We start from the raw sequence: 12,710 nt of genomic DNA, 5'->3' as shown, positions 1-12,710 counted from the left end.
ATTAACACCAAGCGCCAATTCAAATCTATACTTTGCTTCCCGCAGTAAAAACGGGAAACAAAGTCGCTCGCAAAATTGACGCGGACCAATCGAAGCTCGTCCCCGATATGGACGGGCCGTCAAACCGCCAACGATCTCGCAAGGGACTTTGCCATGCCTTCTCTTCTCCGCAAACATCGCACAGCCGCCATTGTCGGTGCCGCTATCATCGTCGGTGCCGGCGCATTGCCTTTTGCCTTCAGCACATCCGCAACCGTCGCCTCGGCCGCCGAACCGGCCGGCATCATCGCACCCGGCGGCTCCTTCGCTCCGATCGTCGATGCCGACAAGCCGGCCGTCGTCACCGTCACCACCACCATGAAGGCGACCGATACCAGCGCCGAAGGCAGCAGCTCGCCGATGGACGAGCAGTTCCGGCAATTCTTCGAAAACCAGGGTATCCCCTTCCCGAAGCAGATGCCGCGTCAGCAGCAGAGCCAGCGCGCCATGGCGCTCGGTTCCGGCTTCATCATCAGCCCGGATGGCGTCATCGTCACCAACAACCACGTCATTCAAAACGCCGTCGATATCAAGGTGACGCTTGATGATGGCACCGAACTGCCGGCCAAATTGCTGGGCGCCGATGCCAAGTCCGACCTCGCCGTCCTGAAGATCAACGCGCCGAAGCCGCTCGCCACCATCGCCTGGGGTGACTCCGACAAGCTGAAGCTTGGCGACCAGATTCTCGCCATAGGCAATCCCTTCGGCATCGGCACGACCGTCACAGCCGGCATCGTCTCGGCTCGCGGCCGCGACCTGCACAGCGGACCTTATGACGATTTCATCCAGATCGATGCTCCCATCAACCATGGCAATTCCGGTGGACCGCTGGTCGACCGCGAAGGCAATGTCGTCGGCATCAACACCGCCATCTACTCGCCGAACGGCGGCAGCGTCGGCGTCGGCTTTGCAATTCCCTCTGCCGAGGCCAAGGCGATCGTCGCGAAACTCGAGAAGAACGGCTCGATCGACCACGGCTATCTCGGCGTCGCCATCCAGCCGGTGACCTCGGATATCGCCAATGCCATGGGCCTCTCGCAGACCCAGGGTGCGCTTGTCGCCAGCGTCAATGACGATACCCCGGCCGCCCGCGCCGGCATCAAGAGCGGCGACATCGTCACCGCCGTCGGCAACGAGAGCGTGAAGACGCCAAAGGATCTGTCGCGGCTGGTCGCCGATCTCTCTCCCGGCGACAAGCGTTCCATCACCCTGTGGCGCGACGGCAAGAGCATGGACGTCAATGTCACCATCGGCGGCAATGACGACAGCAAGCAGGCTGCCAACGATGCTGGCGACGGCAAGGTCCAGCCCTCCAACAAGCCAAGCATAGGCGTCGGCCTTGCCAACCTCACACCAGATGTGCGTGAGCAGTTGAACCTGCCGCATGGCGTCGAGGGCGCCGTCGTTGCCAGCGTCAATCCGGAGAAGCCCGCCGCCGCGGCTGGCATCCAAACCGGCGACATTATCGTCTCGGTCAACGATCAGCCGGTCCACAACGCCCATGAGGTGCAGACGGCCGTTGCCAAAGCCGGCAAGGATGGCCGCAAGTCCGTCCTGCTCCTGATCGAGCGAGACGGCAACAAGACCTTCGTCGCCGTGCCGTTCTCGGCCGCTTAAAAAATCCGGAGCATTGAATGATCGGCCCGCTTCCAGCAACGGAGCGGGCCGAATTTGTTTTGTTTCGCCGTCTCCACGTGGCCTACGTCCTGAACGCCGCCTTTCCACAACGGAAACCTTTCTGTTTTTGACACCTGACTCTTTTTGTCCAAACTCTGCCTTTGTGATGGTACAAATAGCGCCGGAGCCGATTGAAACGATCGGGCGGGAAGTTTAAACCGCTCCGGCGATATCAGCGGCTGTGCCTTAAAACAGGAATAAGCGGCGGCAGGAGTTGGAGTGACTGATCCCTACGATATTCTCGGCGTTGCGCGCGATGCGGGCGAGGAGCAGATCAAGGCCGCCTATCGCAAGCGCGCGAAGGCAGCCCATCCGGATTCCGGCGGCGATACCGAGGCTTTCGCGCGGCTGCAGAAGGCCTACGAGCTTCTTCTCGACCCCGTACGCCGCAAGGTGTTCGACGATACCGGCTATGATGTCGAACTGACCGATGCCGTCGACCTGCAGGCGCTGGTCGCGATCGAGAAGCTGATTACAGAGGTCGTGCTGGACGAACGGGAACCTGGCACCTTCGATCCCGTCGCCAAGATGCGCGCGAGCCTTCTGGAAGAAATTCGCAAGGCGAATTTCAGCAAGAGCGAGCTCGAGCGACATTCCAACCGAATCGGCCTTCACCTCGAGCGGCTGGGCAAGCGTCCGGGCAAAGACGTGGTCGGCCACATGCTGCGCGCCCGCATCAAGGCGATCGCCACCGCCATCAGCGAAACGGAAGCAAAGATCGGCGCCAGCGAACGCGCCTGCGACATGCTCGAAGGCTATCTTTACGAGATGAACGAGCCTCAGGAAGAAGCGGAAACAGCTGCCGAAATCGAATGGGACGAGCCAAGGATCCGCTCGGCCGCGCAGTAGACGCGTACTTTTTCACTGCTCTGAAGAGGTAAATTTCGCGTTTGCCTTGATCGCCACATCACTTTCAGCAACGCAATGTTGCAATGCAACAATTTTCCCTGGACAAATCGGAGGGCTGGCCTAGATCATGCATCCAGCACGCCGTCCTGCTTCATCGAGCGACGGCGAAGCGGCAATGGCGGGTGCCGTGTTTCCGGCATTCGCCGAAGGTCTAAAAACGGCGAGGTATGCGTTTGCTGGCTTCCGAAGCGGATGAAATCGTCTTTGAACATCTGAGCGAGAACCGATCGCGGGCCGCATTGAGAGGCGCCTTCTGGTCGGCGCTGGACACACTTATCCCGACGGCACTCAACAGCCTGGTCTTCGTCGTTACCTCGCGTTTTCTTCTGCCCCAGGATTTCGGCCTGGTCGCACTCGCCTTCGCCATCGTCAGTTTCGCTTCCGGTTTCGGCCCGACGGCCTTCGGTGAGGCGTTGATCCAGCAGAAATCCATTCGGCGCAGCCACCTCGATACGGTCTTCTGGCTATCCTTCGCCTCCGCGGCAATCCTCTATGCCGCCCTGTTTCTGCTTTCCCCGTTTCTCGCCCATTGGGTCGGACATGACGATATCGTCAAGCTGCTGCTGATCATCGGCCTGAAAATCTTCTTCGACATGATGATCATCGTGCCAAACGCCCTGATTGGCCGCACGATGTCCTTCCATCTCGCAGCAGCCCGCACGGCGATCGCCACCACCGTTTCGGCGACCATCTGTCTTGCGCTGATCTTCGCCGGTTTCGGGCTATGGGCGCTTGCAATTGCCCAGATCGCCGCTCCCGCTGCTGCCTGCGTTGCCGCATTCTGGGGCGCAAGATGGCTGCCGGGTTTCCGGATCAAGCTCTCGAGCCTGCGCGAATTGCTGCATTACGGCATCTTCGCCTCGGGCAACCGCTTCCTCCAGACCATGAATCTCGACCAGCTGATCATCGGCACGCTGGTAAGCCCGGCTGCTCTCGGTATCTATAATTTCGCCCGGCGGCTCTACGAGATGCTCAACAATGTCGTTGCGGGCGGGCTGAATTCGGTCAGCCACGTGCTGCTCTCCTCGCTACAGCATGATAAGGACAAGGTGCGCGAAGCCTTCCTCATGGCGACTTTCGGCTGCTCGCTGGTATCTTTCCCGGCCTTCATGGGGCTTGCAGCGGTCGCCGACGATGCCATTCCGCTGATCTTCGGACCGCACTGGGCCGCCGCCATCTGGCCGGTTCGTTTCTTCTGCGTCATCGGCCTGATGGCCGGTATCGGCATCATCCAAGCCTCCCTGATCACCAGCCAGGGCAGATCCGACTGGTGGTTCTACTATCAGTTGGTGCGCAATGTCGTCTCGATCCTCACCGTGCTCATTCTTCACCAATATGGGGTGACAACCGTCGTCTTCGGTCTCATGCTCGGAGTGGTGATGCTCTGGCCGGTGACGTTGTGGATGGTGTCGCGATTGATCGGCCTCAGCATACCGGAATATTTCGGTCAGTTCCTGAGGCCCATTGCCGCTTATCTCGGCATGCTTGTCGCTGTGCTGGCAATTTCGTCGGCCCTGATCAACCAGCCCCTGGCAGAACGCCTTATCTGTGAAGTCCTGGTCGGTGGCCTCGCCTATTCTGCCCTCATCCTTCTCTTCTGCAGGGAAAGGGTCCTCTTCCTCGTGCGAACGACGCTGCAAGGCCGTCGCGCGAAGGCACAGTAGCAGTCGTCGCGAACAAGGACGGAAAAAGGCTCATTCCATCTCGCGACAGAATACCAAGTCGGAAAGGCGCCTCATGACACTGGTTACGTTCATCATTCCCGTTCGCCATCAGGCCAATTCCAATGATTGGCCGGCGCTGAAACGGCGGCTGTCGCAAACGATCGCATCGATCGCCGGGCAGTCCAACAAAAACTGGCGCGGCGTAGTCGTCGCCAATGAAGGCGCCGATCTTCCGGATCTGCCGCCGAATTTTACGGCGGAACGCGTGACCTTCCCGCCAAACCAGCTGCATGACATCAATGGCGCCGATCGCGAGAAGGTCTATGATGCGTTCCGGCTGGACAAGGGCCGCCGCGTATTGAGCGGCATGCTATCCGCGCGGGATACTCGTTTCTTCATGATCGTCGACGACGATGATTTCGTCAGCGCCAACATTGTCGATTTCGCAGCTCGAAATACCGATGCCAATGGCTGGAAAATCAACCGGGGCTATCTTTGGAACGAAGGCGGCAGGCTGCTTATGCATCACAACGACTTCGCCAATTATTGCGGTACGTCGCTGATCATTCGCTCCGATCTCTATCGCTTGCCGGCGACCTTCGAGGACGCCGAAATTGATTACATCAAATCCATGCTCGGCAGCCATGTGCGCATTGGCAAGCTGCTGGCCGACGCCGGCGCGCCGCTCGGCTCGCTGCCCTTCCGCGGCGCGATCTATCGGGTCGGCCATGCCGGCGCCCACAGCAAGTCCTCCAATCTCATCAGGACCCATTTCCTCAACCGATCGGTGCTGACAAGTCCCCGCCAATTCCTGGGTAACCTTTCGCGGGTACGCCCGCTCGATCGCAACCTCAGAAACGAGTTCTTCGGCGCGCGCGCCGCCGGATAGCGTAAGCGCAATCCTTTCCGCCCAACGAGGTTTCGACCAATGCCGGCTGATACGACGAGACATAGATATGCCGCCCTGGATGCGATGCGCGGGCTGGCGGCATTCGCCGTCGTCGTCTATCACCTCGACAGGCCCTATGCGCCTTCGGCCTATATCGCGGTCGATTTCTTCTTCGTGCTCAGCGGCTTCGTGATTGCCAGGGCCTATGGTGAAAAACTCGCAAGCGGCATGACCGTGCTGGCCTTCATGAAGGCTCGCTACGCGCGTCTCTATCCGCTCTTCCTCATCGGCAGCGTCTACGGCCTTGTGCAATTGCTGCTGCACTGGCAGGCATCCGGTGTCGGACGGGCCGATCTTGCCGCGAGCATCCTTACGACCATATTCATGCTGCCTTCGCCGAGTTTTCTGACGCGGTCGGTAGGCGATATCTTGGCGCTTTATCCGTTGAATGGCCCCGCCTGGTCGCTGTTTTGGGAGCTGCTGGCCAATCTCATATTCGCGCTCGTGCTGTTCAGATTGAAAACGCGGAACCTGATCCTCATAGCCGCCGCATCTCTGGCGCTGCTGATCGTCTCGGTTTTTTTCCACAAATCGCTCGATCTCGGCTGGGAATGGCACTCGGTAGATGGCGGCCTTGCTCGCGTCTTCTTTTCCTTCACGCTCGGAATGATCATCTACCGGCTTCGAAACAGCACAGCGATTGGCTGGACCATGAACAGCTATGCCGCCCTGCTGCCCATTGCGGTGATCTTAATCTTGCTGTTTCTCCCCACCTATTCGCTGAAATATGCGCTTGTTTTCTGCATCCTGATCTCGCCGCTCATCGTCCTTGCCGGCACGATGCTGGAGCTGCCGGAGAGGCTGCAGCGGCTCGGCATCTTTCTCGGCTATCTCTCCTATCCCATCTATATGTGCCATCGCGGCTTCACCGAGATCTACGGGCATCTGATGCGCGATACCCACTTGCCGCAGCCCGTCTACATCGCGATCTATCTCGTCGCGATTTCCATCATCGCCCTCATCTCGGCCAAGCTGGCGGAAAGCCTGGTTCGCTATATCGGCGCCTCGAAAGGCGCTCCCAAAGGCATCGAAGCCAGCCAACGCGGCTGACTGTTTCCGGACATCACGTGTGGACGGCGGCAAGTGCGATGGCATCGGCAACCTCGTCGCACCGCTCCGAAAGATTGGCCGTGGCGACACGCAAATGGCTGCTGGGCAGGATCGAGAATTTTGCACCGGGATGCACGGCAATACCTCGGGCAGCTAGCGTCACCATTGCGAAGGGCTCCGACGAGACCGGCACCCAGGCACATAATCCCTCTCCATGCCACGCATCGACGCCGCGCTCGCCAAGCGCATCGATGAGCCCTGCGCGGCGTTCCCGATAGGTCCTGCGGGCATGATCGAGGCACGATGCCGTTGCTGGATCGCGCAGCAGCCAGGCAGCCGCCGCCTGCAGAATACGGCTAGTCCAGCCGGAACTGAAGCTGCGATAGGATTGGATCTGGTCGATGATCGCCCGCGAGCTCGACAAGACGGCGAGGCGGAGATCCGGCCCGTGCGTTTTCGAGTAAGACAGAATATGGATGACCCGATCCGGAAAGAGATGTCCCATCGAATGACGTGGTGCCGTCGAGATATCGGCAATGCCATCGTCCTCGACGATCAGCGTATCCTTGTCGCGAAGGATCTCCGCGAGGCTTGCCATGCGCGCCGGGCTCACGCTCTGGCCGGTGACGGAATGGATGCGCGGCTGGAAGATGAACGCGACCGGGCGATATTTTAGCGCTTCCTCCAGCGAGGCCGGCAGCGGCCCCTCCTCGTCGCATTTCACCGGAATGATGCGGGCGCCCCGATCCTCGAGAATATCGAGAAGCCGCATGCCCGTCGGATCTTCGATCGCAACGGCTGCACCCGGCATGACGAGGGCGTTGATCAGGGTGTAGACGGCATTATAGCCGCCATTGGTCGCCAGAAACGCCTCCGGCTCGTAAGGCCATGTCTTCCTGACCTGCTCCTCCAGCTCCGGCAGGATCCGGCTGCGTTCATAGCTGTTGAGATTTTCCGCCGAGGCGCCGTAGGCCATCGCCGCCTCCAGCTTTGGCAGCAGCTGCACATCGGGAACGGCTGCCGTCAGATTGAGCGCGTCGGAACCGTAATCGCCGACACTTGCCAGCCGCGCCGGCTTGGCGACGAAGCGGTCGCCGCTGACCCATGTACCATTCCTGCCGCGTCCGCTGATGATCTTCTGACGTCTGAGTTCGCTCCATGCTTCCGACAAGGTTGCCGGGCTCACGCCAAGGACAAAGGCAAGGTCGCGGATCGGCGGCAGCTTGGTACCAACAGGCAGGGCGCCGGCGCGAATGAGCGCGCTCGTTTCAAGTGCGATGCCGCGGATGGTCCGATCGCTCAACTTTGAGGCAAACCATTTTGCATCCCGCTCTTCGCTCATTTTCGCACCATTTTTTAATGTTCAATAACGTAATAACATTTGATCGACTTATATTGAACATTTACTCGTTGAGAAAACAAGTTTTCCTGCGAGTGAATTTCATGCCCCTTACTCTCCGCCTTGCCCTTCGTGACTGGGACTACATGACCCCTCTGGTCTTGGGCGATGTCTCCTCCCCCAAGCTCGACATCAAGGTGGATCGGGTCGGCACGCTCGTCTCCCATGTCGGCAGGAGCGACGCCTATGATGCCGCCGAAACGTCCTTCAGCCGCTACACGCAGTTGCGCATCGACGGCGACGACAGCGTGGTCGGCATACCGAATTTCATCATGCGCGGCTTCCGCCACCGCTGCGTCATCACCACCAAGGACAGCTCGATCACGAGCTTCGCCCAATTGGCCGGCAAGCGTATCGGCGTCACCGGCTGGCGCGACTCCGGCAATACCTGGACACGGGCCGCACTGCACCGTGAGGGCATCGGTGTCGAGGATGCGATGTGGTATGCCGGTCGCCTCACAGAAGCGCATCCGATCACCGACCGCCTGGACGGCTTCGGCCGTCCCGGCCGGATCGAGGCCGCACCCGGTGAAAGGCCGATGGTGGAGCTGCTGAAGGAAGGCCAGCTCGACGCGATCTTCACGCCCTTCATGCCGGACGGCTATTTCGCCGGCAACTCCGGCTTCCGCCAGCTGCTGCCGGATTTCCGCGCCGCCGAGCATCGCTATTTTGCCGATGTGGGTTATGTACCGGGTATGCACCTGATTGGTTTCAAGGCGGAGTTTGTCGCCGAGCATCCCTGGGTCATGGCCGAACTGAGCGCGCTCATCGATGAATCGCAGCGTGTCTGGCTGAGCAAGCGGCGCAAATATGCCGACACCACGCCCTTTATGCTCGATGAGCTGTTGAAATCGGCGGCCGAGCTGCCGGAAGGGTGGGATGCGAGCGGCCTTGCCGCCAACCGCAAGATGATCGCCGATTTCGCCGGAGAGCTGCATGTGCAGGGCATCCTGCCGCGGCTGATGACGCCGGAGGAACTCTTCCCGTTCGATGTCGACGGCAGCCGGACGAGCGCTGTCTGACCACCGCCTCAAAAATCAGAGACACAAAGCAAAAAGGGGAATGAACATGTCGCTGAAGAAAATGACCTACGTCGCCCTGGCAAGCCTGATGATGTCGAGCGCCGCCTTCGCCGAGGATGCGAGCCTGCCGAAACTTTCGGTCAACAAGGATCTGCAGGCCAAGCTGCCGGAAGCCATCCGCACATCAGGCAAGATGATCTCCGTCAACAACGGCTCTTTCCCTCCCTATGAAATCGTCACCGGCACCAAGCTGACGGGCGCCAGCGCCGATCTGACCGACGCGATCGGCGAGTTGCTCGGCGTGAAGATCGAGCATGAAAGCGTCAGTGGCCTACCGGCCATCCTCGCGGGCATCAATTCCGGCCGCTACCAGTTTGCCTTCGGCCCGATCGGCGATTTCAAGAGCCGCGAGGAGGCCAATGATTTCGTCGACTGGGTACAGGAATTCGTCGTCTTCGCCGTCCAGAAGGGCAACCCGAAGGGCATCACCTCGCTCGACAGTGCCTGCGGCCAGCGCATTGCCGTCATGGCCGGCGGCTCGGCCGAGAAGGTCATCCAGGTGCAAGCCGAGAAGTGCAAGACAGACGGCAAGGGTGCAATCGAGGTCCAGTCCTTCACAGACCAGCCGAGCTCGATCCTCGCCGTCCGCTCCAAGCGCTCCGACGCCTTCTTCTCCTCACAGGCGCCGCTCACCTATTTCGTCTCGCAGGCGAACGGCCAGCTCGAACTGACGGGCGTCGGCCAGAAGAACGGTTTCGAGGATCTCTATCAGGGCGCTGTCGTGCCGAAAGGCTCGCCGCTCGGCCCAATTTTGAAGGATGCCGTCAAACTTCTCATGGACAATGGCACCTATGCCGCCATCATGAAGAAATGGGGTCTTGAGAACAACATGATCAAGGAACCCGGTATCAATCTTGGCGGGACATTGCCGAAATGAGTAGGAACGCCGGAAATATCGCATCGCCCTCAGGCGATGCGGCGGAGCGGGATGTGGCAAATGCCCACACACCGTTCCCAAAGGGTCGTGTGGCAGCTTGGATCGTTACCCTTGCGATCGCGGCCTATTGGGCCTGGTCGGTCGCCCACAATGAAAACTTCGGCTGGCATGTCGTCGCCCAATATTTCTTCGATCCCGTCGTCATCAGTGGCCTCTATGTCTCGCTCGGCCTGACCGTCGTCGCCATGGCGCTCGGCATCGTCTTCGGCCTGCTGCTGGCGATCGCCCGCATGTCGAAGGACACGCTGGCAAGCACGCTCGCCTCGCTGTTCATCTGGTTCTTCCGCGGCACGCCGCTGCTCGTGCAGCTGATCTTCTGGTACAATCTTTCGACGCTCTTCCCGACGCTGTCGATCGGCATTCCCTTCGGCCCGACCTTCGTCAGCTGGGATACCAATTCTGTCATCAGCCCGATGACGGCGGCGATCGCCGGCCTGGCGCTCAACGAAGCCGCCTACATGGCCGAAATCATCCGTGGCGGCCTGCTTTCGGTCGATAGAGGCCAGTTCGAGACCGCCGAAGCCTTCGGCATGACGAGAAGCCGGGCTCTGCGCCGCATCATCATCCCGCAGGCCATGCGCTCCATCGTGCCGCCAACCGGCAATCAGTTGATCAGTATGATCAAGGCAACCTCGCTCGTCAGCGTCATCGCCATGGCCGATCTGCTTTATTCCGTGCAGTCGATTTATAACCGCACCTTCGAAGTCATCCCGATGCTGCTGGTCGCCGTCATCTGGTATCTGCTGATTACTTCGGTGCTGAACATCGGCCAGAGCTATATCGAGCGCTATTACAGCCGCGCCGATCGCCGCTCCGGTGGGGCCAAGGCGGTAACGGAGAGCACGCCAGCGCTCGTGCCGGCACAGGAGGCAGGCGAATGACCGCTCCCATGAACTCAGTCGTCAACATCAGCCCCCTGGTGCAGGCGCGCAACGTGCACAAGTCCTTCGAACATCTCGAAGTGCTGAAGGGCATCGATCTCGACGTGACGCCCGGCGAAGTGGTCGTCATCCTCGGCCCCTCCGGTTCCGGCAAGTCCACTTTCCTGCGCTGCATCAACCATCTGGAATCGATCAATCGCGGTTCGATCGAAGTGGATGGCGAACAGATCGGATATCGGTTGAACAAGGGCCGGCTGGTCAAATTGTCAAACCATGCGATCGCGCTGCAGCGGCGCAAGATCGGCATGGTGTTCCAGCAGTTCAACCTCTATCCGCATATGACAGCGCTGCAGAATGTCATCGAGGCGCCGATCGGCATTCATGGCGAAAGCCGCAAGCAGGCAACAGAAAATGCGCTGGCTCTGCTCGACCGCGTTGGCTTGTCGGCCAAGGCTCACAACTACCCCCGGCAACTCTCCGGTGGGCAGCAGCAGCGCGTGGCGATTGCGAGAGCGCTGGCGATCAAGCCGAAGCTGATGCTCTTCGACGAACCGACCTCGGCGCTCGATCCGGAATTGGTCGGCGAAGTGCTTGCCACCATGCGCGACCTTGCCAAACAAGGCCTCACGATGATCGTCGTCACCCACGAGATCGGCTTTGCCCGTGAGGCAGCCGACCGTGTCGTCTTCATGGATGGCGGCAAGATCGTCGAACAGGGCAAACCGGAGGATGTGATCGGCAATCCGCAGCATCCCCGCACCAGAAGCTTCCTGTCGCGCTTCATCTAGCGCGATATACATATCATCAGTGATGCCCGCACGCTCTATGGCGAAAGGCGGCTCAAAGCGAACCATTGGAATAGCCATGACCCTCGACAACGATTTCGCCCGCCTCTCGGATTTCGAGCCGATGAAGGCCGAGCTGGCCGGCATCCGCCAGCATCTGCACGCCAATCCCGAACTTTCTTTCGAAGAAGCTGAAACCGCGCGCTTCGTCGCTGAAAAGCTGGAAGCCTGGGGTTACGAGGTTACCCGTAATGTCGGCGGCCACGGCGTCGTTGCGCGCATGACTGTTGGAGCTGGCAAGAAGAGCATCGCGATCCGCGCCGACATGGACGCCCTGCCGATCATCGAGCAGACTGGCAAGCCCTATGCCAGCAAGACGCCGGGCAAGATGCATGCCTGCGGCCACGACGGCCACACCACCATATTGCTGGGAGCCGCCGAATATCTCGCCCGCACCCGCCGCTTCAGCGGCACCGTGAACCTGATCTTCCAACCGGCTGAGGAGGCGGGCGCTGTCAGCGGCGCTCCCGCGATGATCAAGGATGGCCTGTTCGAACGCTTTCCCTTCGACGTCATTTACGGGCTGCACAATCATCCGGGTGCTGCGGAAGGCACCTGGCTGCTGCGCTCCGGCCCGCTGATGGCGGCCGCCGACACAGTTGAGATTACCATCGTAGGCAAAGGCGGCCATGCCTCGCGTCCCCATCTGACCGTCGATCCCGTCGTCGTCGCCTGCAACCTCGTCGTCAGTCTGCAGACGATCGTTGCCCGCAGCGTCGACCCGACGCAGACAGCAGTCGTGACGGTTGGCGCCATCCATGCCGGCGAAGTATCGAACGTCATTCCCGAAAGTGCGAAGATGCTGCTCACGGTTCGCTCCTTCGATCCGAAGGTGCGCGAACTGCTTGAGGCGCGCATCCGCAAGCTGACGGCGTCCATTGCAGAAGGTTATGGCGCAAGTGTCGAGATCGACTACGTCTATGGCCATCCGGTCGTCGTCAACTCGGAGAAGGAAACGGAATTCGCGCGGATGGTCGCCGAGGAACTTGTCGGCGCTGAGAAGGTCACCACCTGCGGCCTTATCCCCGGCAGCGAGGATTTCTCGCATTACCTGGAGCATAAGCCCGGCAGCTTCCTGCGCCTCGGCAACGGCGTGAACTCGCCCATCCTCCACAGCGCCAAGTATGATTTCGCCGATGAAAGCCTCACCGTCGGCGCCGCTATGTGGGCACGTCTGACCGAGCGTTATCTCGACGCCTGAACCGGTTCCTATCTGGATCGCAAGGCGGAGCTGGCAACGCCACGATAAACAGCAGCCCTGGCAACAAGCCGGGGCTG

The 12,710-nt window shown here is 60.2% G+C and carries 11 protein-coding genes; 10 read left to right on the top strand and 1 reads right to left on the bottom strand.

Annotation, left to right across the window (positions count from 1 at the left end; translation table 11 throughout):
- Positions 1-153 precede the first annotated feature (153 nt).
- The 5 genes from AC13RE_RS22530 (at position 154) to AC13RE_RS22510 (ending at position 6,288) form a co-directional block, all read left to right on the top strand.
- Positions 154-1,656: a DegQ family serine endoprotease gene (locus tag AC13RE_RS22530; RefSeq protein ID WP_488564579.1), complete on the top strand. Its 1,503-nt coding sequence runs from the start codon at positions 154-156 to the stop codon at positions 1,654-1,656.
- A 279-nt stretch (positions 1,657-1,935) separates the two neighbouring features.
- Positions 1,936-2,565 (top strand): J domain-containing protein, encoded by a 630-nt coding sequence (locus AC13RE_RS22525; protein WP_015343340.1) that lies wholly within the window; start codon positions 1,936-1,938, stop codon positions 2,563-2,565.
- 227 nt (positions 2,566-2,792) lie between these two features.
- Complete coding sequence (locus AC13RE_RS22520) at positions 2,793-4,289, top strand: lipopolysaccharide biosynthesis protein (protein WP_488483869.1); 1,497 nt, start codon at positions 2,793-2,795, stop codon at positions 4,287-4,289.
- Positions 4,290-4,362: 73 nt separating this feature from the next.
- Complete coding sequence (locus tag AC13RE_RS22515) at positions 4,363-5,178, top strand: galactosyl transferase (protein ID WP_132719442.1); 816 nt, start codon at positions 4,363-4,365, stop codon at positions 5,176-5,178.
- A gap of 39 nt (positions 5,179-5,217) precedes the next feature.
- Complete coding sequence (locus tag AC13RE_RS22510; RefSeq protein ID WP_488564578.1) at positions 5,218-6,288, top strand: acyltransferase family protein; 1,071 nt, start codon at positions 5,218-5,220, stop codon at positions 6,286-6,288.
- A 13-nt stretch (positions 6,289-6,301) separates the two neighbouring features.
- On the opposite strand, the gene AC13RE_RS22505 is transcribed toward AC13RE_RS22510, so the two are convergent.
- Positions 6,302-7,630 carry an aminotransferase-like domain-containing protein gene (locus tag AC13RE_RS22505; protein WP_488564577.1) on the bottom strand — a complete coding sequence of 443 codons (1,329 nt, stop codon included), beginning with the start codon at positions 7,628-7,630 and terminating at the stop codon, positions 6,302-6,304.
- Positions 7,631-7,731: 101 nt separating this feature from the next.
- On the opposite strand from AC13RE_RS22505, the gene AC13RE_RS22500 reads away from it, so the two are divergent.
- The 5 genes from AC13RE_RS22500 to AC13RE_RS22480 all read left to right on the top strand — a co-directional run bounded on the left by AC13RE_RS22500 (position 7,732) and on the right by AC13RE_RS22480 (position 12,633).
- Positions 7,732-8,709 (top strand): substrate-binding domain-containing protein, encoded by a 978-nt coding sequence (locus tag AC13RE_RS22500; RefSeq protein WP_488564576.1) that lies wholly within the window; start codon positions 7,732-7,734, stop codon positions 8,707-8,709.
- A gap of 46 nt (positions 8,710-8,755) precedes the next feature.
- The gene (locus AC13RE_RS22495) at positions 8,756-9,646 is read left to right on the top strand and encodes an ABC transporter substrate-binding protein (protein WP_488564575.1); all 891 of its coding nucleotides are present in this window, start codon (positions 8,756-8,758) and stop codon (positions 9,644-9,646) included.
- Positions 9,643-10,587, top strand: a complete 945-nt coding sequence (locus AC13RE_RS22490) for an amino acid ABC transporter permease (RefSeq protein ID WP_488564574.1) — start codon at positions 9,643-9,645, stop codon at positions 10,585-10,587. The genes AC13RE_RS22495 and AC13RE_RS22490 overlap by 4 nt, the downstream gene beginning before the upstream one ends.
- Positions 10,584-11,375: an amino acid ABC transporter ATP-binding protein gene (locus AC13RE_RS22485; protein WP_488564573.1), complete on the top strand. Its 792-nt coding sequence runs from the start codon at positions 10,584-10,586 to the stop codon at positions 11,373-11,375. Before AC13RE_RS22490 ends, AC13RE_RS22485 begins: the two co-directional genes overlap by 4 nt.
- A 76-nt stretch (positions 11,376-11,451) precedes the next feature.
- A complete protein-coding gene (locus AC13RE_RS22480; RefSeq protein ID WP_488564572.1) occupies positions 11,452-12,633 on the top strand; it encodes a M20 aminoacylase family protein in 1,182 nt (393 codons plus the stop codon).
- Positions 12,634-12,710 lie beyond the last annotated feature (77 nt).

It is taken from the genome of Martinezella sp. CNPSo 3959 (assembly GCF_057784355.1).
Note: the sequence above shows the minus strand (reverse complement) of the source record. Positions and strands in the feature narration are given on the sequence as shown.

Bases quoted from the DNA above. Each gene is read 5' to 3' on its own strand.
- AC13RE_RS22500 (WP_488564576.1), top strand. From the start codon at position 7,732: ATGCCCCTTACTCTCCGCCTTGCCCTTCGTGACTGGGACTACATGACC.
- AC13RE_RS22490 (WP_488564574.1), top strand. From the start codon at position 9,643: ATGAGTAGGAACGCCGGAAATATCGCATCGCCCTCAGGCGATGCGGCG.
- AC13RE_RS22530 (WP_488564579.1), top strand. From the start codon at position 154: ATGCCTTCTCTTCTCCGCAAACATCGCACAGCCGCCATTGTCGGTGCC.
- AC13RE_RS22480 (WP_488564572.1), top strand. From the start codon at position 11,452: ATGACCCTCGACAACGATTTCGCCCGCCTCTCGGATTTCGAGCCGATG.
- AC13RE_RS22485 (WP_488564573.1), top strand. From the start codon at position 10,584: ATGACCGCTCCCATGAACTCAGTCGTCAACATCAGCCCCCTGGTGCAG.
- AC13RE_RS22515 (WP_132719442.1), top strand. From the start codon at position 4,363: ATGACACTGGTTACGTTCATCATTCCCGTTCGCCATCAGGCCAATTCC.
- AC13RE_RS22495 (WP_488564575.1), top strand. From the start codon at position 8,756: ATGTCGCTGAAGAAAATGACCTACGTCGCCCTGGCAAGCCTGATGATG.
- AC13RE_RS22510 (WP_488564578.1), top strand. From the start codon at position 5,218: ATGCCGGCTGATACGACGAGACATAGATATGCCGCCCTGGATGCGATG.
- AC13RE_RS22505 (WP_488564577.1), bottom strand. From the start codon at position 7,630: ATGAGCGAAGAGCGGGATGCAAAATGGTTTGCCTCAAAGTTGAGCGAT.
- AC13RE_RS22520 (WP_488483869.1), top strand. From the start codon at position 2,793: ATGCGTTTGCTGGCTTCCGAAGCGGATGAAATCGTCTTTGAACATCTG.